Below are 23210 nucleotides of genomic sequence, written 5' to 3' on the forward strand. Positions count from 1 at the left end.
ATCGCGTGGCCCGCGCCGCCCTTCTGCTGACCCTGGTGGTGCCGCTCGCGCTGGGCGGGTGCGGGACCCCTGCCCAGACCGTCGTCTCAAAGCCCCCAACCCCTCCAGCCGCCGGGGATTCCCTCACGGAAGACCCTTCCCCCGAGGCTTTCCCCGGCCGGACCGTCACCCTGGCCGAGTTCGTCGCCCGGCTCCGGGAGGAAGTCGCCACACTGGCCCGTCGCCCCGAAATGGCCCGGGAGTTCCGGGGGTTCGCGCTCCGCCACGGGCTCGATGCCGGCGACCCGCTTCTGCTGCGGGATTACGTCGCGGTCCGCACCGTCTTCGAGGCGGTGCGGGATGCCGGCTGGTGGGGGGTCCGGTGGGAGATCACCGACCGGCCGCCCGACTCCCGGGCGATCTGGGCCCAGTGGAGGCGGTTCGCCCCGCCCGGGGGAGAGCCCGTCGTCACGGCCACGGCGGAGTGCGACGAGATCTCGGCGCTCTTCGCTTTCCTGGCCGGGAAGCTCGGGGTGAGGGGCGTCGGGTTGTTCTGGCCGCTGACGAACCACGCCATCGCCGCCTGGGTGATCCGGCAGCCGGGCCGGAACGAGGCCCGGGTCGCGGTGCCCACCAGCTTCCTCTTCCTGAGTTACGCCGACCGCTTCGACGGCATTCGCAAGCCCGATTTCGACCCGTTCCGCCAGAAGACCGTCCACGAGTACCGCGAGGCCGACGCGCCGGACGCGCTCGAGATCCCCGCGGCCCTCGGCGATTTCTTCATCCGACAGGTCCGGCGTTACGGCGCGTGTTCGACGGAAACCCTTCACTTCATCGCGTTCAATCGGCGTCAGTTGCGTGAAAACCCCCGTTTGCGGCAACTCGTCCTGGACGAGATCGGCCGGATGCGCAGGGCCCTGGCCGGGGGAGATGCCCCCCGCCCCGACCTCGTGGCCCTCGAGCGCTTCGCGGCGGAGCTTCCCGGAACGGGAGATCCCCGAATGTGACCCCGACCCCCGCGAAACACCCGGGGCAGCCGCTGGCCGCAACCCGACCGAACCACGGATGAACACGGAGGCAGGCTTTCACACCTGATCCCGGTGCCCTTCAGGTCCTCTGTGTCCTCGCTGCTTTCTTCGGGGCTGACTTGGCGTTTTTCGAACGGGATGCCACCCCGGGGAGGGTCACCGGCGCGGGGGAAGGCGGCGGTAGCGCTGGACGGCCTGGTTGTGGGACGCCAGGTCGGCGGTGAAGGTGTGGCCGCCCGTGCCGTCGGCCACGAAGTAGAGGTAACGGGTGCTCTCGGGCTTGCAGGCCGCCTTGACGGCCGCCAGGCCGGGGTTGCAGATGGGGCCGGGGGGGAGCCCCGCATAAACGTAGGTGTTGTAGGGGTGGTCCCGCTGGAGGTCGCTCTTGTAGATGGTGGTGTCGGTGGACCGGGTCTCGAGCCACCGGGCGTAGAGGACGGTCGGGTCGCACTGGAGCTTCATCCCCTTCGCCAGGCGATTGTGGATGACGGAGGCCACCCGGGGCCGCTCGGTCGCGATGCCGGTCTCCTTCTCCACCACCGAGGCCAGGGTCACCAGTTCCTCGACCCCGAGCGGCGCGCCCGGGGGCGACGCCTCCCGCAGGACGGGGAGCACCGCGCGGCGGAACCCCCCGACCAGGGTGTCGATGACCTGGATCTCCGTGGCGTCGGGGGAGAGGAAGTAGGTGTCCGGGAAAAGGTAGCCTTCCAGGGTCTCGGCGGCGGGGGCGAAGTCGGCGACGCGGCCGGGGTCCCGCCAGGCGGCCATGTAGGCGTCGAAACGTCCGATCTCCAGCGATTCCAGGTGTCGGAACATCCGGGCGGCCGTCCAGCCCTCGGGGAGGGTCACCTTGACCCGGAAGACGTCGCCCGCGGCCAGTTTCGCCGCCACCTCCACCCCCGTCATGGGCCGGGTGAAGCGGTAGACCCCGGGCTTGAGCTTGTCCCCCAGGCCCTCCCAGCTCAGGTAGCGGGCGAAGATCGGGGCGTCGCGGATGACCCCCCGGGTTTCGAGGTCGCGGGCCACCTGGTCCGCCGACGCCCCCGCCCGGACGGTCAGTTGGGCCCACGGGCCGGTGTAGCCCCGGTACGGCGTCCAGAGGGCGGTGCTCACGCGCTGGTACAGGAGGGCGCCGCCGACGAGCAGAAGGCCCAGGAGCGTGGCCAGGACCCACCAGCGGAGCCGGACCCGCCGGAGCTTCAACCCGAGGCCGGAGACTTTCCGGGGCGCCTCTTCACGGCCCTCCCCGGGGCCGGTCGCCCCCGGCGCCACCGGGGCGGGGGCCGGGGGCGGCCCCAGGGGGCCGGTGATCTCGTCGTCGGGGTCCGGGGGCGCCTCCGGCCCGGGCGCCGGGCCGGGGGACAGGTCGGGGTGGGTCGTCTCCCCGGTCAAGTCCTCCGGTTCGGGCTGAGCACATTCTGCCGGGTCAACAGCTTCGGTGGTCATGATCTCTCGTTTCGGCCGGATTCCACCCGGACCGTCGCGGGCCGGGTGACGCCTTCCCCTGGGGCGGCGAAGGGGCCGCGAACCGGGTGGCCATCCTCTATTACGAAATCGGGCCCGGCGGGGTTCACGGGGCGACGGCGGCCCTCTTTTGATGCCCCGGTCCCGGGCGCTCCAGAATACCAGCACCCCCGGAAGGTGGCAAGCCGATTGTTCCTCCCCCGGGTGTTGTGAGAGAATGGGCGGGTGCGGCGCCCCCGCGGGCGCCTGCGCAAATCGGTCCGGGAGGCGAGCGGGCATGGTCGAGATGGACGGGAACGAGCGGAAGCGGCAGGAGGCGATCCTGGCGGCGGAGCGGATGCTGCAGTCCAACCCGAAGCTGTTCGGGGTCAACGTCTGCGAGGGGGTGTGCATGAGCGTTCGGGAGGCCTCGGAAGCCGAGGAGCCCCTCCAGCGCCTGAGCGCGGTGATGGGGGAGCGCACGGCGGAGCAGCAGCGCTTCCACCGGGTCTTCCTCGCCTGGCGGGAACTGGCGGCCGGCGGGGTCTCGGCACTCTGCCGGCGGCTCGACGGCGCTGAACGGGCGACCCTTCGCGAGGACGCCGGGCGGATCGGGGCGCAGGGCCTGGCCGATTCCCTGGACGCGGTCTCCGGCTGGCTCCGGGACCGGTGCGGCGGGGAGCCTTCCGACGATGCGCTTGCGGACGCCACGGCCACCGAGGCGTTCGCCGGCTTCACCCGCGGGATGGACGCCCGCAGGGCGGAGCTGGCGGGTCAACTGGCCGACCGGCTCCTGGCCTTCGTCCGGGACAACCTCGACCGGTTGGGATAGCCTTTCTCGCGGAGCATCCGGACGGTTGTTTGAACCCGGCCTTCCCGGGTGGGCGCTGTCTTCACCTCGTTGATCCAGTTCACGTACTCCCTGCGGTGGGTGTGGGAGAGCCCCGCAAAGAACTCCGCGATTTCGGGGTCGGCATCCAGGGCCTGGCGCAGGTCGGCGGGGATGTCCACATACGCCGCGTCCTGGTCGGGTGGTCGCTCATGGGGGTTCCAGGGGGGGGGCGCAGGGCATCAGGGGGGGTGTCCGCGCCGGGACGGCGCGTAGGAACGGGGGGATCCGCGCCGGGACGGCGCGTAGGAACCGGGGGGGCCGCGCCGGGACGGCGCGTAGGAACCGGGGGATCCGCGCCGGGACGGCGCGTAGGAACGGGGGGATCCGCGCCGGGACGGCGCGTAGGAACGGGGGGGCCGCGCCGGGACGGCGCGTTGGAACTTCAGTCTTCGGTTCCGGCCTCCTCACCGTCTTCCTCCCCCTCCGGAAGGGGCCAGCGGGCGAGCACGACCGCGTCCCCCTCCCGGTGCCAGCGCTGGAGGATCAGGACGGCGGCGAGGGCGTGGTTGTCGGGCCCGCCCCGTTTCTTGCGGCGCTGGGGCGAACGCAGGATTTCCTCCGCCTCCCGGGTGGAGTAGCGCTCGTCGACACCGAGCACGGGGACCCCGAGCCGCCCTGCCAGCTTGCGGGCCACTTTCCCCGCGCGGCGGGCGGAGTCGCCCACCTCGCCCTGGGGCGTGAGCGGGTAGCCCACCAGGACGACTTCCGGCTGCAGTTCCGCGCTCAGCCGGGTCAGCGAGTCCAGGTCGGCCTTGAGGCTGGCGCGGCGGAGGGTGGGGTGTGTGGACGGGGAGGCGCCGCCGGCGGTGGACGAGGCGATGCCGATGGTCCTTTCGCCGATGTCGAGGCCGAGGATGCGAAGTTGCTGGGTCATGCGTCACCTCATTTCGCGGGGATTGGGGGACCGTCCGCGGCAAAGCGTTCCATCAGGCGCAGGGTCCGCGCGCTGCACCCGCTGAGGATCACCACGAGCGTTTCGGGGTTGCCGTGACGGAGGCCCTCCGTCCAGGCCGCTTCGGGCTCGGGAACGACGGAGAGCATCGCTTCCGTGAAACCCGCCCTCCGGAGGCCCTCCCCCAGCAGGCCGGTCACTTCGCCCGGTTTCCGGCCGCGGTCGTCGATGCCCTCGTAGAGGACCACGCGGTCGAACATCCCGGCGGCGATGCGGCCCATCTGGACGATGTCCTCGTCGGACCGGTCGCCCGGGGCGTCCAGCACCCCGACCTTCCCCTCGGCGAAGGTCGCCAGGAAGTCCTTCAGGGCGAGCAGGCCCTTCTTGTTGTGGGCGTAGTCGAGCAGGACACGGAAGTCCCGGACGCCGACCAGGTTCAGTCGCCCGGGGAGCTTGGCGGCGTCGGGGAAGAACGAGCGGAACCCCTGGCGGATCTTTTCGGGGGGGAGCCCGAAGGCGTGGAGGGCGGCGGCGGCGGCCAGAAGGTTCCCGGCGTTGAGCATGGCCTTCCCCTCGAAGGTCAGGGGGGCGTCCACCAGGTCCATGATCCGGACTTCCTCCCGGCCCTTGAGGATGACCAGGTCGGTCCCGCGGAGGATCGCCGCCGTCCCTCCCTGCTCCACGTGGCGACGGACGTCCGGGTTGGTTTCCCCCCGGCTGTACAGGATCAGGCGGGAGTCCACGCGGCGGGTCATCTCCATCACCAGTTCGTCGTCGGCGTTGAGGACGGCGCAGCCCTCGGGGTAGACCTGTTCCGCCACCACCGACTTCGCGTAGGCCAGGTCCTCGAGGTAGTTGATGTCGTCGGAGCCGAGGTGGTCGTCGGCGACGTTGAGGACGATGCCGAAGTCCGCCCGCTCGTAACCCAGGCCGCGCCGGAGGATCCCCTCCCGGGAGGTCTCGAGCACGGCCACGTCGATGGTGGGGTCGCGGAGCACCAGGGCCACATGCTCGGGGTAGGCGGCGTCTTCCCGGATCAGGCACTTCTCCGCGATGAAGATCCCCTCCGTGGAGGTCATCCCCACCTGGAGGCGCTGCAGGCGCAGGCAGTGGGCGATCAGGAAGGCGGTGGTGGTCTTCCCGAGGGTGCCGGTGACGGAGAACACGGGGATGCGAACGGGGGAGCCCGGGGGGAACATCATGTCCACCACGGGCGCGGCAACGTCCCGGGCGTTGCCCGCGGAGGGGTTGAGGTGCATCCGGAAATCCGGGGCGGCGTTGACTTCCAGGACGACCCCGCCGCCGTCGAGGATGGGCCGGGCGATGTCGGGGGCGAGAACGTCCACCCCCGCCACGTCGAGGCCGATCACCTTGGCGGCACGCTCCGCCAGGAAGCGGTTGACGGGGTGCACGAGGTCGGTGACGTCCTCGGTGTCGCCGCCCGTCCGCGGTTTGGGGGAGACCTTCAGGACCACTTTTCGCCCCGGTTCGGGGACGGCGTCGGGCGACAACCCCTCCCGCGCCAAGAGTTCGAGGGTGTGGGCGTCGAGGTCCACCCGGCTGCGCGGGGTCTTGTCGCCGACGCCCCGGTCGGGTTCCCGGTTGAGGGCGTCCACCAGCTCCGCCACCGTGCGGGCCCCGTCGCCGGTGACGGCGGGAGGCCGAAGGCGGGTCGCGGCCACGAAGCGGTCGTTCACCACCAGCAGGCGGAAGAGGTCGCCCTCCACCAAGGGCTGGACCAGGACGTGGCGGTCGACGGCGGCGGCCCGGGTGAAGGCGGCCTCGATGTCGGCCGGGTCGCGGACCCCGAGGGTGAGCCCCTCGCCGGAACTCCCCTGGAGGGGCTTGACCACCAGCGGGGCGCCCCCGAAGCGGTGGGAAAACCCGGCGATGTCGGCCGGGACGCGGACCCGGGCCGTCTCGGGGACCGGAATCCCGGCGTCCCGGAGCATCCGGACGGCGAGGTACTTGTTGTCCGCGGTGTCCACGGCGATGAAGCCCGTCCCGGCGGTGATGGTGGCGCGGACCCGCCGGGCGTGCCGGCCGGTGCCCAGCTGGACCAGGTTGTACTCGTCGAGGCGGAGGGTCGGGATCCCGCGGTTGCGGGCCGCTTCCACCAGGGCCTGGGTGGAGGGGCCGAGGAGCTTGCGCTCGCGGATGGCGACCAGGTCCGCCAGGGCCCGATCGACATCGAAGGGCCGGGCGAGCAGGATGGCGTTGACGAGGTTCACCGCGGCCTTGCCGGCGTAGATCCCGGCGACGTCGTCCCGGAAGTGGAAGATGACGTTGTAGACGCCGGGCGTGTTGGTGCCGCGGGTCTTCCCGTAGGACACCTTCATGCCGGCGAGGGACTGCAGCTCGATGGCGCTGTGCTCGATGACGTGGCCCAGGAGCGTCCCGTCGATCACCCGGGTGAAAAAGCCGCCCTCGACCCCTTCGGAGCACTTGTGCTGTTCCAGGGTCGGGAGGCGGCGCTTCAGTTCCTCGAAAAACCCGGGGATGAGGTTGGTGAACACCTCGTCGTAGGCCCCCAGGTTGACTCGCATGGCGACGATGGGGTGGGCGCTGAAGTAGTTGGCGCCGAACATCACCTTGATCCCCTGGACGGTCACCGGTCCCGGTTCGATGGGGTAGTCGCGGTACGGTTCCAGGGGATCGTGCATGGGCGCCCTCTATTAACGGTCGTACTTCCCGATCAGCTCCACGAAACGGTCCTCGAGGCGCTCCACCAGCTTGCCGTCGCGGTCGTCACCGGAGGGAAGCTTGAAGTGGGCCTCCTCCTCGCCGTTGCGCAGGACCCGGGCCTTGTTCTCCCGGATGTCCACCAGGATGCCGCCGGGAAGGAGGTCGCGGGCGAGGATCTCCTCTTCCGGGGCCGGGTTGTCGAGGATGACCAGGTCGGCGCCGTGGTGGAACATGCCCGACGCGAGGATCTTCTCCTTCGGGTGGCTGAAGACGGCGAACGCCGTCCGGGGGTTCCGGAGGACGACCTTCACGTTCTGGTGGTGGGAGGTGCCCTTGAAGAACAGGCTGCCGTCGAAGGCGATCCCCTCCTCGGTCAGGGAGCCGAAGCCCGTGCCGGGGGATTGGCGGGACACGATCTGCCGGATCCGGCAGGCCATCTCCGGGGTGATGCGGTTCCCGGCGACGATGGGGACCCGGTCGCTCCCGTCCTCGGGGAAGTGGGCCCGGATGATGGCGCCCGGGACGTCGATGGACGGCCCGATGGCGGGGACCAGGTGCATGAAGATCCCGGGGCCGGCGTTGATCTCGATGATGCCGAAGTTCCCCTCGTCCCAGGGCTTGGAGATGTCCTTGCAGAGGACGTCGATGCCGAGGCAGGTGACGTTGAAGAAGCGGGCGATGTCCTCCACCATTTTCACGTTTTTCGGGTGGATGGCGGGCGTGACGTTGATGGAGACGCCGCCGGCGGAGATGTTGGCCACGCGGCGCAGGAAGACCCGCTGGCCGGCGTCGGGGACGGTGCGCAGGTTCATGCCCTGGAGGGTGAGGAACTCCACCAGGTTCTCGTCCACCTTGATCTTGCAGAGCGGGGAGCGGGCGTTGTCGATGCGGGCGACGGTGGCGTTCTCCTTCTCGATGAGGGTTTCGATGGTGTCGGCGCCGTTGCCGTCCACGTAGGCGGGCACCCGCTGGAGCGCCGCCACGAACTTGCCCTTCACCGACAGCAGGCGGTGGTCGGTGCCCTCCACCTGCTGCTCCACGATGGCGCCGTCGAAGTACACGCCGGCTTCCTTGGCCTGTTCCTTGATGTTCCAGAAAGCCTGCCGGACCTCGTCGGCGGAGCGGACCCCGGTGGTCACGCCCTGGCCCTTGTGGCCGGCCACGGGTTTCACCACCACGGGGTAGCCCAGGGCCTCGGCCTGCTCGACGATCTCGTCCTCGTGGAAGCAGTTCTTGCCGATGGGAGTGGGGAACCCGCACATCAGCAGGAACTCCTTCACCATGTCCTTGTACATGGTGAACTCGGTGTCCTTGATGCCGTCCACGCTGAAGGTGGTGGAGCGCCCGCGGACCTGCCGGACCCCGTAGCCCCACATGAACTGGTTTTCCTCCCAGAGGTAGTGGACGGGGATGCCGCGCTTGAGGCCCGCCTCGATGAGGGAGTAGAGGGTGGGCCCGCCGAAGAGGGTGCGGTCGAAGTCGGCCTGGAGGCGCTTCCAGTCCTCGGCGAAACGGCGGGGCTCGCGGCGCTCCGCGAGGTCGCGGAAGAGGTCGGAGAGGGCGTCGACGGCGTCCTCGGTGACCCGCTCGTCGAAGAAGGCCACGGCGATCTCGTAGCCCTCCGGGACCTCGGCGACGCTCCGGTCGCGGAGGTACAGGTCCATGTCCATCCGCAGGACGTGGAGGAGGGCCTCGGCGAAGAGTTCGCCCGTGTTGGCGCACTCCCGCTGCGCGAGCGGCGGGAAGAGCCCGTGGAGGGCCGGGGCGAAGCGGTCGGCGCCGCGCAGCTCCGGGGGGACGGCCAGGGTGAAGACCCAGGCGGGGCAGTTCATGTAACGGTTCGACCCGTTGAGGACCCGGACCGGTTTGGACTCGAAATCGCGCATGCTATCCTCCAGATGGTGTTGTTCGGGACAAGGTGCCGGACGTCGGGCCGCCCGGCCGGGGGGCGGTCGCCGGTCCTGCATCCGGGAGCGGGGTTCGGCACGCTACCGGGGAAAGCCCAAGCTACCCGAATCGACGGGGAAAGTCAAGGACGACGGTCCCGCTAAAAGTCGCGAAAGGGAGATTTCCCGCGAATAACACGAATATATGCGAATTTATAACACGAATAATATCTAAAGATTATTGATTTCTGATTCGCGTTCATTCGCGTGATTCGCGGGCAAAAACAATACTCTTTGCGCGGAGGTCAATGTTGTCGGGGGGTGTCGGGCCGCGGCCTGAAACAACAAAGCCGGCGGCCCGGGGGGGCCGCCGGCGAGAAAGAGGCAGGGGTCAGTACTGCCACTTGATGGGGAAGTCCCCCGAGTGCGTGATGTAGAAGAAGGCGTCGCCTTCGGGCGGTATCGTGAAGCAATACGGATAGGACGCGTTGATGGTCCCCTCGATTCGCCAGCCGCCCTGGTAGAGGTCGTAGACAAAGAGCGTTCCGGCAGTGTAGTCGGTGGCGTAGAGGAGCTTGCTGTCCGGGGAGAGGGCGAGGAAATAGGTGTCGCCCGAGAGGCTGATCGTTCCGGAGGTGGCGAAGGTGCTGCCGTTGACTTTCAGGATCGAGGCGGTGTCCGTCGCGATGTAGATGGTGCCGTCGATGGTGCTCTGGACGAAGTTGCGCGGGGTCTGGGACAGCGCGGTCGTGTTCTGCGTGTGCCCGACGGTGTCGTAGCGGATCAGCGTGTCGTTCGCCTGATTGGTGATCAGCAGGTAGCGCGAGTCGTTGGTGAACTTGCATTCGTACAGGTCGCCGCCGGTTATGGTGCCGGAGGTCACCAGGCTGTAGCCGTCGTCGATGTCCCAGATCCGGTATTCGGTGTCGGCGCTGGCGGCCAGGTAGCGGCCGTCGGGGGAGACGCAGATCCGATAGACATCGGCCAGGGAGGCCCGTTCCGTTCGGACCCACATCCCCGAGCCCGTGGGGACGCCCGAGGACCAGATCTTGCCGTCCGTCCGGTCGGAGATGTACATGAACGTCCCCGTGGGGTCGAGGCAGAGGTCGCCCAAGTTGTACGATGTGCTCGAAGCCACAATGGTGTTGTCGTAGCGGTTGTAGACCCTGTAGCCGTCGGCGGTGCGGATGACGAGGTAGTTGCCGTCGCGGGTGAACTCCATGCGGCGGGGGGTGGAGCCCACGTTGGGCCCCGTGCTGACCGGGAGCATAAAGTAAGGTTCGACGATGACGTCCGGGATCCCGTTGATGGCCTCCACCTTCTGCAGGGTGTTGTTGTGGAGGATCATGAAGCCGGCGATGGGGCCGCTGGCCCAGGCGTTGACGGTGGTCTTGGCCCCGGTCACGCCGGAGCCGAAGAAGTCCGACGCGTAACCCAGGATCTTCTGGTGGGGGGCCAGGCGGTAGTAGTCGCTGGAATAATAGGTGGTGCCGTCGTCCTTGGACGCCTTCAGGTGGACCTGGATCGGCCAGTTGCAGGTGTTGAGGATGGCGATACCCGTCTGGTTGGGGGACACGTTGTCGTACCAGGGAAAATGCACGACGCGGTTCGGGTTGGCGAAAGACTGCAGGCCGCCCAGGGCGGGGCCGGCGCCGTAGTCGAACAGGGCCAGGCTGTTCACCTTGGGAACGTTGGAGGGTTCGGAGGCCGTGATCTTCAGGGAGCCGGTGTCGGGGATGTTGGTGGGGGCGAAGATGTTCTGGACGGTGTTCGAATAGTAGCCCCGGGCGGGGATGGTGATGCCCTTCGACGCGGCCTGGACGCCGTTGTCCCCGTAGGCGACGACGGTTACGCTGACATCTTCCCGGTGGGGGTTCTGGATGGAGACCGTGGTGCTCCAGCCGGCCATCTTGGCGTAGTGGGCGATGTACTGGGTGAAGTCGCACCCGCAGAGGGTGACGAGCAGAAACACGGCTCCCGTCAGGAGCACGAGGCGCTTGAAAGACATACCGCTCCTCCTTCTCACGAGATATTTGATTAAATGATAAGGGAAAAACCCGAAGGTCGCAAGAAAATTCTGAGCGGGGCTCAGGCGGGCCGGTCGTCGGCGAGTTCCCGCTCGATGTCGTCGAGGGCCGTCTCGCGCTTCAGGAGCGAGTAGCACAGGCTCCCGGGGAGGGAGGAGATCACGGCGCTCAGGAAGTTCAGCAGCGAGAGGGCCACCAGGCGGGCGGCGTGGTCGGGCGTGTCCCCCACCACGGGGAGGAGGAAGACGACGAAGGCGGTCTCCCGCAGGCCGAGGCCGTTGATGCTGATGGGGAGCATCACCAGCACGACGATGACGGACACGATGGCGGCGAGGACGGGGAAGGGGACCGCGAGCCCCAGGGCCTTCGCGAAGAGCCAGTTCATCGTGATGAACATCCCGATGTTGACGAAGGAGAGCACCGTGGGCCAGACCAGGGCGGCGGGGCGGCGGCGGAAGGCGTGCATGGCCTCGCCCATCTGGGCGATCTTGCCGCCGAGCTTCGCCAGGCGGACGCGCTCCAGCAGGCGAACGGTCCAGCGGTAGAGCCGCCGGCTGAACAGCACCGCGTTGGCGGCGAGGAAGAGGACCGTCAGGGCCGCCACCACGGCCCAGAGGGGAACCTCCCGCAGGCCCAGCCACCCGATGGGGCGGAAGTCGGCGGCGCCCAGGGCGTAGGGGTGATACAGCGAACCCGCGATCCCGAAGCCCAGCAGGGCCACGAACCCGGCGGCCCGCTCCAGGTAGGTGGCGGCGAAGGCGTACATCAGCGGCCGGCCGGAGTCCCGCTTGACGTAGAAGATCTTCACCACGTCGCCGCCGATGATGGAGGGGAAGAAGTTCGAGAAGAACATCCCGATGAGGTAGAACTGGAACAGGCGCCACTGGCGGATCCGGATCCCGAGGTGGGCGAGAAGCATCCCCCACCGGATGGAGCACAGGTACTGCCCGACCATCAGGAGCCAGAAGGCGCCGAAGAGGACCCAGAGGTCGGCGGCGCCGATGACGGCGAACGCCTTTCGCAGGTCGATGTCCTTGGTGCGGAAGAGGTAGACCAGCAGGAAGGCCGTGACGGCGATCTTCAGGAGGAAAACCAGGACCTTCCGGGGCTTGTCACGCATCGGGCGCCCCGGTTTCCGGCGTGTCCCCCGGGCGCTCCGCCGGGGGGTGGTCGGGAGAACTCTCCCGGTAGAGGAAGCGCTGGAAGTTGGTGTTGAAGGGGGTCCACCGGTCGCTCTCCCCCGGCTGGGCCGCCGCCTCCCGGAACGACTGCACCTTGGCGTCCAGGTCGTCCAGGTAGGACAGGACCAGCGCCTCCATCGTCTTGGGCCGCTTGGGGGACCCGAACTCCAGCTCCCCGTGGTGGCTGAGGACGATGTGGAGCAGTTCCATGCGCAGCTCGGCGGGGAACAGGGGGATCTGCCGCATCCGCTGGTCGAGGTGGAGGGCGTTGAGGGTGATGTGCCCGATGAGCCGGCCCTCGTCGGTGTATTCGAAGCTCTTCCCCCAGCTCAGCTCCTCCGTCTTCATGAGGTCGTGGAGGGTGGCCGCTGTCAGGAGGAGGCTCCGGTTGAGCGCGGGGTAGTGGTCGCAGGCCCGCCGGCAGAGGCGAACCACGGAGTCGGTGTGCTCCAGGAGCCCGCCGATGTAGGCGTGGTGGAGCGCCTTGGCCGCGGGGCAGGCCTTGAAGCGCTTCCGGAAGGCCTCGTCGGCGAAGATGTCCTCGAGGAGCTGCCGGAGGGGGGGCATGCGGACTTCCGCCCGGAGGACCTCCATCAGGGCCTCGAAGGTGTCGTCGGGGTTCTTCTCGGTGGAGCGCAGGAAGTCGCCCAGGTCCACGGTGTCGGGGGCCAGCTTCCGGACCCGGTGGACCGTGACCTGCAGGGCGCCGTTGTACTCCCGCGTGAGACCGTTCACCTGGACGACGTCGCCGGCCTCGAACTTGTCCTTGAAGACCTCGCAGTTGTCCCACATGAAGCCGGAGAGGGTCCCGGTCCGGTCGGCCAGCACGAGGAAGAGGTACTCCCCGCCGGTCTTCTTGAAGCGGATCTCCTTCCGGTGAGCCAGGAAAGGGGCGTCCACCATCTCGTTGGGCCCGTAGTGGGCGATGTACTTGGTCTTCATTCCAGGATGTCCTTTCGCGTGCTCTCCAGCAGGACCGCGAGTTCCCGGGCCGCCCCGCGGCTCACGTTCCGGCCCTCAGGGACCGACTCCACGCGCCAGGCGCGGGTGGCGTCCCAGCCGTCCACGTCGATGCGGTCGCCGGCCCGGACCTCGTGGGACGCCCGGGCGGCCAGGCCGTTGACCCGGATGCGCCCCTGGTCGCAGAACTCCTTCGCCAGGGGTCTCCGGGGAACGATCCGGCTCACTTTCAGGAAGAGGTCGAGTCTCACGGCGTGCGGTCCTTTCCCGCCGGCTTGGCGAGCGGGCATTCTAACCGATTTCGGGGGGAATGCCAACCCCGTTGATGCCTCCCCTGTCACCATCGGAAGGTCGACTGGCTGAAGGCCGTCAGGCTGAAGGGGTTTGGGCCTGGCCGTTCAAACAGGGCCGTCGTGAGCCTCATGCCCCGGCCACGGGACCCCGTCCGTGTATTTCGTGGTTCCCTTTTCCGGTTTATCCGGGTTGATCTTTCCGGGTTTTCCCAATAAACTGAGGGTCGATGCGGTCGCAACCAGTACCATCGCCCTCCGGGCGGCGGCTCGAACCACGGTCTTACAACCACGTTCCCGTCGATTTCCGGCTTTTTGCGACGGTGTCAAGGCTGATCGACCGGGGTGAATGGGGAGGACATGAAAAGTGCCCGGCCCAGGGTGTTCCTCTCCTGCGACCTCCAGGCCGGGTCAGGTCGGCCGGTCGAATCCGCGGGGAAGGGGGCGGGGGATGGAAAACCAGGAGTTCGTCGCGCTGCTGCGGGGGATCAACGTGAGCGGCCGAAAGCCGGTTCGAATGGACGCCCTGAAAGCCCTGTTCGGGGGCCTGGGGTTCATGGCCGTGGACACCGTGATCCAGAGCGGAAACGTCCGTTTCACGGAACCGGGCGGAGAGGGGGAGGACGTCCTGGCGAGTCGCATCGCCGAAGCGGCCGGACGTTCCTTCGGCTTCCCGGTCGGGGTGCTGCTGCGGACCCGGGAGGACCTGCGCCGGGTGGCCCTCGGGAACCCCTTCATCGCACGCGGGGGTGTGGACCCGCTCCATCTGCACGTCACCTTCCTCGACCGGGCGCCGGACACCGGGGCCGTACGGGATCTGGAACAACGGTCCTTCCCTCCGGATGCCTTCGAGATCCGGGAACGCGAGGTCTATCTGCACTGCCCGGCGGGCTATGCCCGGACGACGCTTTCCAATGCTTTCTTCGAGAAGAAGCTCTCGGTGGCGGCCACCACCCGCAACTGGAAGACGGTCCTCAAATTGGCGGAGTGACGGTGCCGTCAGAGCCGCGCGCGGCCAGTCAGAGCCGCGCGCGGCCAGTCAGAGCCGCGCGCGTAAGCAAGCGGCCAATAGTGGAGCCAATCAATCAACCGCTCCCTGACGGTCGCGGCTCAGACTGACCGCTCCCTGACGGTCGCGGCTCAGACTGACCGCTCCCTGACGGTCGCGGCTCTGAATTACTTGGGCACCCGACCCGCTGTCGGGCGGCCGTCCCAGACTTCCATGGGCTCGCCCTGCTCCTCGAGGGTGTAAGAGATCGCCTCGTCCACCTGCTCGTCCGTCCACAACCAACGGGTGCTTCCGTGTCGCGCCCAGCGCTTTCTTCCCTCCGGGTCGATCCGCATCTCATTCAGGTGCCGGCTCGCGTAGGCCTTGAGATCGTTCATCACGCGGTCGGGGTGTTTCGGCGCCGACAGGACCACGTGAACGTGATTGGACCTCACGTGTGCGGCGGCGAGCTTCCAGCCCCGGCAGGACACGACTTCGAGAATGGCGGCGAGAACGATTTTTCGTCGGGGAGAATCGAGGTCGTAGGGTGGGCCGTTCATGAGATCTTTCTCGAAGGCTACCCTGCGCGGTTGCCTTGGGAGGGACGGCATGCCGTAGATGTTCGTCTCCCGGTCCACGGAGCCCGCTTCGTCGCCGTGCAGACGGGTTCCGTACGTGTGAAAGGTGATAAAGTAGGCGAGAGGGGTTGACGTGCTGGGCGAATGCACACCGCGGATCTCGGCTGAAGTCATGAGATCCTCCTTCGGTCAGTCAGAGCCGCGCGCAACCAGTCAGAGCCGCGCGCGTAAGCAAGCGGTCAGTCAGAGCCGCGCGCGTAAGCAAGCGGTCAGTCAGAGCCGCGCGCGTAAGCAAGCGGTCAGTCAGAGCCGCGCGCGTAAGCAAGCGGGCAATAGTGGAGCCAATCAATCAACCGCTCCCTTACGGTCGCGGCTCAGACTGACCGCTCCCTTACGGTGGCGGCTCAGACTGACCGCTCCCTTACGGTCGCGGCTCAGACTGACAACCGCTCCCTGACGGTCGCGGCTCAGACTGACAACCGCTCCCTGACGGTCGCGGCTCTGACTGTCGACCGCTCCCTTACGGTCGCGGCTCTGACGGGTGATTACCGGTTCACCACCCGCCAGGCCAGGTCCGGCACGGTGGCGGGCGTGAGCGGCCCCGAGGAGAGGACGGCGGGCCCGTCCAGGTACCAGGCGGACAGGTCGCCGCTGGCGGTGTTCCGCCAGACGAGGTCCGTTTTCCCGTCGCCGTTGAAGTCGCCCGACGCCGCGACTTCCCAGGCCGCGTCCACCGAGGGGAAGGCCGACGTGGACGTCACGGTCTCGCCGGCGAGGTACCAGAGCGAGTTCGCCCCCGACGTGTGCCGCCAGAGGAGGTCGGGGCGGCCGTCGCCGTTGAAGTCGGCCACGGAGGCCACCGTCCACGCGGTGCCCGCGGAGGGGAGGATGGCCTGGCCCTCGAGGGCGGTCCCCGCCAGGTACCAGGCGGAGAGGGCCCCGGTGGAGCTGTTTCGCCAGAGGACGTCGGTGAGCCCGTCGAAGTTGAAATCGGCCAGGCCGACGGGGGACCAGGGGGCGGCCACGGAGGGGAAGGCCAGGGAACCGGTGACCGCGTTGCCGTCCAGGGCCCAGATGGAGTGGGCCCCCGAGGACGGGTGACGCCAGAAGAGGTCCGCCTCGCCGTCGTTGTTGAAGTCGGCGGCCCCCACAAGGGACCAGGCGGTTTCGACGGAAGCGAGGGGCAGGCTCCCGGCGTAAGCGGCGCCGTTCATCAGCCAGATGGAGTTGGAGCCGGTGGAGAGGTTCCGCCACAGGAGGTCGGGCTTGCCGTTGCGGTCGAAATCGCAGGGCGCCTTGTACGAGACGCCGTCCCAGCCGGCCAGGCGGGCGAGGAGCCACCAGAAGGCCCGGCCCTTGCGAACGCAGTTGAGCTCCTCGGAGTGGGCGCAGTCCCCGCAGGCGGAGGCGATCTGGGCCAGTTCGTGGCCGGGGTGCGCCGCGATCCAGTTGACGGCCCAGTTGGCGTCGCCCCAGGGGTTGCCGTCGCCGTTGCTGTCGTACTCGCAGCTGTCCAGGCCGAACAGGGCCAGGTAGTTCGTCGCCCCGTCGGGGTCGTAGCTCTCGATGTCGGCGAAGTCGAAGAGAATCTTGTTGTGGGTGGTGCAGTAGTTGCGGATCCGCTGGTTCATCAGGTTCAGGGTCCCCGTGGTGCCGCTGCCGTCCAGGTGGCCCGTCATGTAGACGAACTTCACGCCGGGGTACTGCGTCTCCAGGGCGTCCATGGCGTTGAGGTAGGCGTCGATCCCCGCCTCCGTGTTGTCGCTCACCCCGCCGCACCAGGACCAGATCACCACGTTCCGGTCGTTGGCGGGGAGGTTGAGCATGGCGACGGTGGCGTCGCGCCAGGCGAGGTCGCCGTTGTGCCCCAGGTCGGAAGCGCCCCCGGCATTGCCCCAGTAGTCGTTGAGGAAGACGCCGGCGTGGAGCCCCCAGTAGGCCGAGTCGAAATAGAACAGGTCGCCGTCGCTGCCCCGGAAGGCCTCGATCCCGGTGACGAGCTGGCTGCCGTGGGACGTGTGGCCGTAGCCGACCAGCAGGGTGCTCTTGGCCTGCAGGACCCAATAGTCGGGGATGCGGTGGACGTCGGTGCAGAAGTGGTCGATGGTGTAACCCTGGGCCAGGGCGGCCGCGGTGAGAAAGGCAAGGGTGGCGAAGACCCCCGGAAGCTTCTTCATAACCTCCTCCTTTAAAAGGGATGTACTCAACCCCCCCCCCGCCCGTTCGGCGACCCGGCGCGAATCGGGGGCGATAAAAACGTCGTCATGATAGCGCATCGCGGGGCGATTGTCTTGCCTGATTACCGGGTGGCCGCCGCTTTCGACCTGGAACGGCCCGTGCTGCCCGCGTCCTGCCCCCCGGGGGCAGGGTCTTCCCCTCCGGGGTTCGATGGTACGCTGCCGCCAGCCGGCGCCGGCTGGAGCGCGGGGGGGACCCGGCACGCCCGGCCGCTGCAGGTGTGCACCACCACCTTTCCCTTCCCGCCGGTTTTTCCCCGGTACATGGCCGCGTCGGCGCACCGGATGAGGTCCCAGGGGTCGTCGGGGACCTTCCGGCAGAAGGCGATCCCGGCGCTGACCCCCAGCCGGGAGCGGGGGTAGGATTCGCCGCAGTCCCGGATCCGCTCGAGCACCCGTCGGACCGTGGCCTCCGCGCTCTCCCGGTCCGGGTCCCAGAGCAGGACGGCGAACTCGTCGCCCCCCAGCCGGGCCACGAGGTCGGTGGCGCGGAAGGTGTCCCGGATCCGCTCCGACAGGGTGACCAGGAGGGCATCCCCGGCGTCGTGACCGTAAAGGTCGTTGACGTTTTTGAAGTTGTCCAGGTCGAAGTAGACCAGGCAGAGCGGGCTCCCGTCGCGCCGGGCCCGGGCGTGCTCCACCCGGAGGGCTTCCTTGAAGGCCCGGGAGTTGGCGAGCCCGGTCAGGGGGTCGGTCCGGGCGAGGTCCCGTTCCCGCCGGAGCAGGTCCTGGAGCTTCCGGCGGTCCTGCCGGAGGAGGGCGAGCAGGACCCCCAGGGCGACGTAGATGACGGCCCGCGAGGTCCAGTTCCAGAAGGTGAGACGCAGGTCCGGGGCCCCTTGGGTGCCCAGGTCGACCCCCAGCCAGCAGAAACTGGCGGAGAGGGCCAGCAGCAGGGCGGACACCGGGCCGCTCCACCACCCGGCCAGGCAGACCGGGACCAGGTACAGCAGGGAAAGCCCGAGGTCCGGACCGGTGACGGCATCGAGCCACCCGATGCCCGCGAGCATCCCCAGCCCGGCCGTGAACCACAGCCAGGGCCCCGCGTGCGGAAAACGGGGCGGTGCGGCGGATTCCATTCGATCCCTCCATTCGGGCGTGCAGGGCCCGGAAGCGTTTGGGAGGCCCACCCGGCCGATTGGCTTTTAATCATCCCCGGAGGGTCCGCTTCCCGTTCCGTGAGGGAGGGGGGCTCCCTGGGTTTGGATGCACGGGAGGGGATCGGTGGGTTCGAAAATCGAATCGTTGAGCGTGGACAGTCCCGCATATATCCCGGATTCGGATCTCACGGAGGCACAGAGGCAGTGAGAAGACGCAAGGCTCAGTTCGTATCCCCGCGCTCCCGGTTTTCACGAGTGCATCAACCTTCTCCGGAGGGGGTTGGACCGGGGGTTGCGGCTTCGCAGCCGGCCCCGTCGCAGGCCCGTAAGACGATTTTCCCCTTTCCCTCGGCCTTTCCCTGGTACATGGCGGCATCGGCGCAGCGAAGGATGGACTGGAGGTCCTCCGGGACCCTTTCGCAGAAAGCGATCCCCGCGCTGACGCCCACCCCGGCCCGGGGATAGGCTTCGGCACAGGCCCGGACCTGGTCCAGCACCCGGCGGGTGATCGCCTCGGCGCAGGCCGGGTCGCACTCCCAGAGCAGGGCCGCGAACTCGTCCCCGCCGAGGCGCGCCACCGGGTCCGTGGCGCGGAAAGCGCTCCGGATGCGGCCGCTCAGGGCGACCAGGAGGTCGTCCCCGGCTTCGTGGCCGTAGAGGTCGTTGACGCGCTTGAAGTTGTCCAGGTCGAAATAGACCAGGCAGAGGGGATGCCCGTCCCGCCGGGCCCGGGCGTGCTCGAGCTGGAAGGCGGAGAGGAAGGCCCTCGAGTTGGCGAGGCCGGTCAGGGGGTCCGTCAGGGCGAGGGTCTTCTGCCGCTCGAGAAGTTCCTGGAGCCGGCGCCGGTCGGCCCGGAGGAGGGCGAGCAGGATGCCCAGGGCCAGGTAGATCAAAACCCGCGTGGCCCAGTTCCAGAGCGAGATCTCCAGGTGCCCGACGCCCAGGGCGGCAAGGTCCGACCACAGCCAGAACAGGCTGGCAAAGACCGCCAGCAGCGCGGCGGAGGACTGACCGAGCCACCACCCCGCCAGGCACACGGGAACCAGGTAGAGGAGCGAGAGGCCGATCTCCGGGCCGGTGACGTGGTCGAGCCACCCGATGCCCACGATCAGGGCCAGACTGGACAAGAAGAGAAACAGGTGTTTCCTATGCGACAGCCACGGAAAGTTGAGGGTTTCCATCGGGACCTTCCCGCCGGGCCTCCCGGAGCCCGACTTGTCGGAGCCCTTGACCAGGGGCTGATTCTTTCCGGCCATGACGGCCGAAGCCAGCGCCAAGCCGATCATCGCCACGGGAGAAAGACGTCGCGGTTATCCCGCTTTTCTCTCCGGGTGGATGCTGCGGTCATTCTATCACCGGCAAATCCCGGAAGTCCAAGTCTTCCATGCTTGGTTGTACGGGAAACGGATGGCCCGGCAACCGCGTCCGGAACCCGAATCGCACGGTGTGTTTCGGGCCGTTCCGGCGCCCCTGCCGGGGCGCACGGGGTTTATCACGTCGCCGGACTCTCCGCCCTTTCGGGGCCGGTTGCCTCCGAACACAATCCGGCACCCTCCGGGACGAACCTGACAAAACCTTGCACGGGCGAATGCCTGTGCAAGGTTTTATTTCAGCATCTCCATGCCGGAGAAGTCGCGGTAGAGGGTCAATTGTTCGAAAATATGATCGTAGGCCGTCGAGCCGTCCACCAGGACCTCGGCCAGGATCACGCCGAGACCCGGGCCCAGCATGAAGCCCTGCCCGCACATCCCCACCGCCAGCATCAGGTTGTCGAAGTCCCGGGGACGCCCCACCACGGGGAAGCCGTCGGGGGTCATGGGGTAGAGCCCGCGCCAGGTCCTCCGGATGCGGAGGTTGCGCAGTCGGGGGTAGAGTTCCACCATCCGGCGCACCACCAGGGGAAGGAAGGAGGAGGTGTTGTCCATGTCCTGCCCCAGGATCTTCGGCTCGGGGGTGATGCAGAAGACCACCTGGTCTTCCTTGTTCTGGTAAAAGTAGTAGTTGGCCGATTCCGAGTCCGCGCGGATGTCCACCACCATGGGCTGGAAAAAGCGCTTCACGGGCTCGGTGATCCCCGCCTCGTGGCAGTCGGGGTAGACGGGCAGGTCGAGGCCGGAGAGGGCGCCGACGCGCCGGGCGTCCGCGCCCGCGGCGTTGACGAGGGTCCCGAAGGCATATTCGTCCTTGTCGGTCCTGACCCGGACCACGCGGCGCCCCTCGGCGCTCACGCTCCCCACGCTCTCCCCGAAGCGGAAGTCCACGCCCGCGTCGCAGGCCAGCTTGTAGAAGGCGTCCGCCACCTTCAGGGGCGAGGCGGAGCCGTCGTGGGGGGAGAAGGTGCCGCCCCGCAGGCCGTTGGGGTTGATCCCGGGCACCAGTTCCTTGACCCGTTCCGGGCCGACCCAGCCGATGTCGAGGCCGTGCCGGTTCTGGATGACGAGGAGGTCCTTCAGGGCTTTCTCTTTCCGGGGGTCGTAGACCGGGTAGAGGTAGCCGCCCTCGATCCAGTCCACGTCCATCCCGTAGTCGCGCTCCATGTGCCGGACCACGTCCAGGGCCTTGAGGCAGATGGCGATCTTGGCCGGGTCCGAGTGGGTGGCCCGGATCCCGCCGATGGCGGCCCGGTTCTGGCCGCGGCCCACCGAGGGCATCTTCTCGACGACGCCCACGGAGAGGCCCTTCTTCGCCAGGAACAGCGCCACGGGCAGTCCCACGCTCCCCCCGCCGATCACGAGCACGTCGTAGGTCTTCATTGCTCACCCCCCTCGCCTTTCTCGTTGATGAGGGCGTACATGGGCACCTCCACGCTCAGGGGTCGCGGCGTGCCCGGCGTCACCGTCTTCCAGTCCACGCCCGCGAGACGGAAGACCATGGGGTAGAGCACCGAGCAGGTCTTGGACCCGCAGGCCCCCATGCTCGCGCGGATCTGCTTCAACTGGTTGACGTCGGTGACCCGGTGGGTCCGGATGTGGTCCACCAGTTCCTTCACCGTGACCCGCTCGCAGCGGCAGACCACGCCGTTCTCCGGGACATAGCTGAAGTCCGCCTCCGGCAGCGGCTCGGTGACGGCGGGGTCCTGCACCCGGATGCCGGCCGCCTTCGGGCCGTTCTCCAGGGAACACCGGACTTTCACCAGGTGGGTCTTGTGCTTGCGGTTGACCTTGATGTCCAGCACCTCGGCGTCCTCGAGGTAGTCCCCCTCCTGGCCCATGATGGGGATGCGGTCCCCGGGCTTGAAGGCGGGGTTGTACTCGTGGGGCAGGATCACTTCGGCGTGGGCGTCGTCCGCCCGGCGTGCCAGGGTGACGGCCAGGCCGGGGCAGATCGCCACGCAGAGGGTGCAGCCCGTGCAGGGGCCCGTCAGCTCCGGGATGTCCATGATGTTCCCTTGGCGCTTCACCAGGTGGATGGAGTCCTTGGGGCAGACCGTGGTGCAGGGGTTGCACGGGATCTCCTGGTTGCAGAAGAACTGGGGCTGGAACTTCTCCGTCAGCGGGACGTTGACCAGGGGGAAGATCTCGCCGGGGCGGCTCTTGAGGATCTCCGACTTCTCCCGCCAGGCGGGGTTGTCGGGGACGTCCATGCCCAGGCGGCGCATCATCTCCACGGCCGCCATTCGCCCGCCGAACATGGCCGAGGACGCCTCGGCGATCTCGTCGGCGTCCCCCGCCTTCACGATGGTGATGCCATAGCGCTCCGCCACGGTGTAGAACTCGTCCACCGGCGTCAGCCCCACGGCGATGAGGAGGGTGTCCACGGCGAAGGTCTTCACGGTGTCCAGGAGGGGGTTCCAATCCTTGTCCACCTGCGCGATGGAGATGCGCTCCACCTTCCCCTCTCCCTCGGCGCAGAGGATGGTGTGGGAGAGGTGGATGGGCACGCCCATGCGCTGGATCTTGTCGGCGTGGACCTTGTAGCCGCTGACCTTGTCCAGGATGTCGATGATGCCCACGGGGGTGATGCCGGCCTGCAAGGCATGGTAGGCGGCGATGAGCCCGACGTTGCCGCTGCCGACGATGAAGACCCGGTCGGCGGCCTTCACCAGGTCGCGGTTGACCAGGGTCTGGAAGGCGCCGGCGCCGTAGACGCCGGGGAGGTCGTTGCCGGGGAAGACCAGGGAACGCTCCCGGGCGCCGGCCGTCAGCACGACCCCCTTGAACCCGATCAGGAGGTAGTTCCGGTTCCTGACGAAGACGCCGACCTTGTGGTCCTTGTAGACCCCTACCACCGACGACTCGGTGAGGACTTTCACGTTCGGCAGCGCCCGGACCTGGTCCTCCAGGAGGTGTCCGATGTCCACGCCGCGGGTGCCGGCGTAGCAGTCCTCCACCGAGCCGAAGAACTTGTGGGTCTGCAGGAGGAGCTTTCCGCCCAGGCGGTCCTTGTCCTCCACCAGGATCACGCTGAAACCGGCTTTCGCCAGGTCGATGGCGGCGGTGAGGCCGGAGGGCCCGGCGCCGATCACCAGCACGTCGCAGTACAGCTCCCGCTTCTCGTAGCCGGAGAGGGGCTGATCGTCGGCGGGCAGCTCGGGGAGGTGGAAGAGGGTGCGGATGTCCATCCCCTCCTCCAGCGGGGTGACGCAGGACTTCTGGGGGAAGCCGTCCACCACCACGGTGCACTGGGAGCACTGGCCGTTGGCGCAGAAGATCCCCTGGGGCGCGTCCCCCCGGCGGTGGATGGAGAAGGTCTTGTAACCGTTGGCGAACAGGGCCGTGGCCACCATTTCGCCCCGGTACCCCGTGAGTTCCCGCCCGTCGAACCGGAAGCGGACCTCCTGACGGGCCTCGGGAACCGGCAGGATCGGGTGTGAGAGAATGCGAGCCATTGTCACCTCGACGTGTCGGCAATTGTGAAACCGCAAACGGGGTAATTTAGCAGGGGAAAGTCCCTTGGGCAAGCGGAAAAGTGCACGGTCAGCGGTTTCGCATCATGAGGACAAGCAGGGCCAAAAGGGGCGCGGTGAGAGGTTTTGAAGCGTTTCAGAGACAGCCGGCATTCTTGTGCGAGGGGGGTGATAGAGCAAAAGCGGCGGTAAAGTGGA

The 23210-nt window shown here is 68.1% G+C and carries 18 protein-coding genes; 3 read left to right on the top strand and 15 right to left on the bottom strand.

Features of this window, described 5'->3' with window-relative positions; genetic code table 11:
• The first annotated feature begins 5 nt into the window (after positions 1 to 5).
• Positions 6 to 986, top strand: a complete 981-nt coding sequence (locus KA419_15345; protein MBP7867310.1) for a hypothetical protein — start codon at positions 6 to 8, stop codon at positions 984 to 986.
• Positions 987 to 1163: 177 nt separating this feature from the next.
• Here KA419_15345 and mltG read toward each other — a convergent pair whose 3' ends face one another.
• The gene (gene mltG / locus KA419_15350; GenBank protein MBP7867311.1) at positions 1164 to 2453 is read right to left on the bottom strand and encodes an endolytic transglycosylase MltG; all 1290 of its coding nucleotides are present in this window, start codon (positions 2451 to 2453) and stop codon (positions 1164 to 1166) included.
• Between the two features lie 295 nt (positions 2454 to 2748).
• Here mltG and KA419_15355 point away from each other — a divergent pair, with 295 nt between their 5' ends.
• Positions 2749 to 3282, top strand: a complete 534-nt coding sequence (locus tag KA419_15355) for a hypothetical protein (protein ID MBP7867312.1) — start codon at positions 2749 to 2751, stop codon at positions 3280 to 3282.
• On the opposite strand, the gene KA419_15360 is transcribed toward KA419_15355, so the two are convergent.
• The 8 genes from KA419_15360 to KA419_15395 form a co-directional block, all read right to left on the bottom strand.
• A complete protein-coding gene (locus KA419_15360) occupies positions 3225 to 3461 on the bottom strand; it encodes a YdeI/OmpD-associated family protein (protein ID MBP7867313.1) in 237 nt (78 codons plus the stop codon). The two genes, KA419_15355 and KA419_15360, sit on opposite strands and share 58 nt — an antisense overlap.
• A 263-nt stretch (positions 3462 to 3724) precedes the next feature.
• Positions 3725 to 4216, bottom strand: coding sequence for a Holliday junction resolvase RuvX (gene ruvX, locus KA419_15365; protein MBP7867314.1), 492 nt, complete (start codon positions 4214 to 4216; stop codon positions 3725 to 3727).
• An 8-nt stretch (positions 4217 to 4224) separates the two neighbouring features.
• A complete protein-coding gene (gene cphA, locus KA419_15370; protein ID MBP7867315.1) occupies positions 4225 to 6897 on the bottom strand; it encodes a cyanophycin synthetase in 2673 nt (890 codons plus the stop codon).
• 12 nt (positions 6898 to 6909) lie between these two features.
• Complete coding sequence (locus KA419_15375; GenBank protein ID MBP7867316.1) at positions 6910 to 8805, bottom strand: acetate--CoA ligase family protein; 1896 nt, start codon at positions 8803 to 8805, stop codon at positions 6910 to 6912.
• Positions 8806 to 9196: 391 nt separating this feature from the next.
• Complete coding sequence (locus KA419_15380; GenBank protein ID MBP7867317.1) at positions 9197 to 10813, bottom strand: WD40 repeat domain-containing protein; 1617 nt, start codon at positions 10811 to 10813, stop codon at positions 9197 to 9199.
• An 80-nt stretch (positions 10814 to 10893) separates the two neighbouring features.
• Positions 10894 to 11952, bottom strand: a complete 1059-nt coding sequence (locus KA419_15385; GenBank protein MBP7867318.1) for a flippase-like domain-containing protein — start codon at positions 11950 to 11952, stop codon at positions 10894 to 10896.
• Complete coding sequence (locus KA419_15390) at positions 11945 to 12805, bottom strand: HD domain-containing protein (GenBank protein MBP7867319.1); 861 nt, start codon at positions 12803 to 12805, stop codon at positions 11945 to 11947. Before KA419_15390 ends, KA419_15385 begins: the two co-directional genes overlap by 8 nt.
• A gap of 146 nt (positions 12806 to 12951) precedes the next feature.
• On the bottom strand, positions 12952 to 13224 hold the full coding sequence (locus KA419_15395; protein ID MBP7867320.1) for an RNA-binding S4 domain-containing protein: 273 nt from the start codon (positions 13222 to 13224) through the stop codon (positions 12952 to 12954).
• A gap of 490 nt (positions 13225 to 13714) precedes the next feature.
• Between KA419_15395 and KA419_15400 the strand changes: the two genes are divergently transcribed.
• Positions 13715 to 14254 carry a DUF1697 domain-containing protein gene (locus tag KA419_15400; GenBank protein ID MBP7867321.1) on the top strand — a complete coding sequence of 180 codons (540 nt, stop codon included), beginning with the start codon at positions 13715 to 13717 and terminating at the stop codon, positions 14252 to 14254.
• 185 nt (positions 14255 to 14439) lie between these two features.
• On the opposite strand, the gene KA419_15405 is transcribed toward KA419_15400, so the two are convergent.
• From KA419_15405 to KA419_15430, 6 genes are all read right to left on the bottom strand, one after another.
• On the bottom strand, positions 14440 to 15003 hold the full coding sequence (locus KA419_15405) for a transposase (protein MBP7867322.1): 564 nt from the start codon (positions 15001 to 15003) through the stop codon (positions 14440 to 14442).
• A gap of 371 nt (positions 15004 to 15374) precedes the next feature.
• Positions 15375 to 17006, bottom strand: coding sequence for a VCBS repeat-containing protein (locus KA419_15410; protein ID MBP7867323.1), 1632 nt, complete (start codon positions 17004 to 17006; stop codon positions 15375 to 15377).
• Positions 17007 to 17128: 122 nt separating this feature from the next.
• Positions 17129 to 18145 (bottom strand): GGDEF domain-containing protein, encoded by a 1017-nt coding sequence (locus KA419_15415; protein MBP7867324.1) that lies wholly within the window; start codon positions 18143 to 18145, stop codon positions 17129 to 17131.
• Between the two features lie 281 nt (positions 18146 to 18426).
• On the bottom strand, positions 18427 to 19443 hold the full coding sequence (locus tag KA419_15420; GenBank protein MBP7867325.1) for a GGDEF domain-containing protein: 1017 nt from the start codon (positions 19441 to 19443) through the stop codon (positions 18427 to 18429).
• 327 nt (positions 19444 to 19770) lie between these two features.
• Positions 19771 to 20919: an FAD-binding oxidoreductase gene (locus tag KA419_15425; protein MBP7867326.1), complete on the bottom strand. Its 1149-nt coding sequence runs from the start codon at positions 20917 to 20919 to the stop codon at positions 19771 to 19773.
• Positions 20916 to 23000, bottom strand: a complete 2085-nt coding sequence (locus tag KA419_15430; protein MBP7867327.1) for an FAD-dependent oxidoreductase — start codon at positions 22998 to 23000, stop codon at positions 20916 to 20918. Before KA419_15430 ends, KA419_15425 begins: the two co-directional genes overlap by 4 nt.
• Positions 23001 to 23210: the final 210 nt, after the last annotated feature.

The sequence above is a fragment of the Acidobacteriota bacterium genome (genome assembly GCA_018001935.1).
Classification (GTDB): Bacteria; Acidobacteriota; JAAYUB01; order JAAYUB01; family JAAYUB01; genus JAGNHB01.

What these genes read in the sequence shown, in the direction of transcription:
- mltG (MBP7867311.1), bottom strand. Translation starts at nt 2,453, where the DNA reads ATGACCACCGAAGCTGTTGACCCGGCAGAATGTGCTCAGCCCGAACCG.
- KA419_15355 (MBP7867312.1), top strand. Translation starts at nt 2,749, where the DNA reads ATGGTCGAGATGGACGGGAACGAGCGGAAGCGGCAGGAGGCGATCCTG.
- ruvX (MBP7867314.1), bottom strand. Translation starts at nt 4,216, where the DNA reads ATGACCCAGCAACTTCGCATCCTCGGCCTCGACATCGGCGAAAGGACC.
- cphA (MBP7867315.1), bottom strand. Translation starts at nt 6,897, where the DNA reads ATGCACGATCCCCTGGAACCGTACCGCGACTACCCCATCGAACCGGGA.
- KA419_15375 (MBP7867316.1), bottom strand. Translation starts at nt 8,805, where the DNA reads ATGCGCGATTTCGAGTCCAAACCGGTCCGGGTCCTCAACGGGTCGAAC.
- KA419_15380 (MBP7867317.1), bottom strand. Translation starts at nt 10,813, where the DNA reads ATGTCTTTCAAGCGCCTCGTGCTCCTGACGGGAGCCGTGTTTCTGCTC.
- KA419_15385 (MBP7867318.1), bottom strand. Translation starts at nt 11,952, where the DNA reads ATGCGTGACAAGCCCCGGAAGGTCCTGGTTTTCCTCCTGAAGATCGCC.
- KA419_15390 (MBP7867319.1), bottom strand. Translation starts at nt 12,805, where the DNA reads ATGTGGGACAACTGCGAGGTCTTCAAGGACAAGTTCGAGGCCGGCGAC.
- KA419_15400 (MBP7867321.1), top strand. Translation starts at nt 13,715, where the DNA reads ATGGAAAACCAGGAGTTCGTCGCGCTGCTGCGGGGGATCAACGTGAGC.
- KA419_15405 (MBP7867322.1), bottom strand. Translation starts at nt 15,003, where the DNA reads ATGACTTCAGCCGAGATCCGCGGTGTGCATTCGCCCAGCACGTCAACC.
- KA419_15410 (MBP7867323.1), bottom strand. Translation starts at nt 17,006, where the DNA reads ATGAAGAAGCTTCCGGGGGTCTTCGCCACCCTTGCCTTTCTCACCGCG.
- KA419_15415 (MBP7867324.1), bottom strand. Translation starts at nt 18,145, where the DNA reads ATGGAATCCGCCGCACCGCCCCGTTTTCCGCACGCGGGGCCCTGGCTG.
- KA419_15425 (MBP7867326.1), bottom strand. Translation starts at nt 20,919, where the DNA reads ATGAAGACCTACGACGTGCTCGTGATCGGCGGGGGGAGCGTGGGACTG.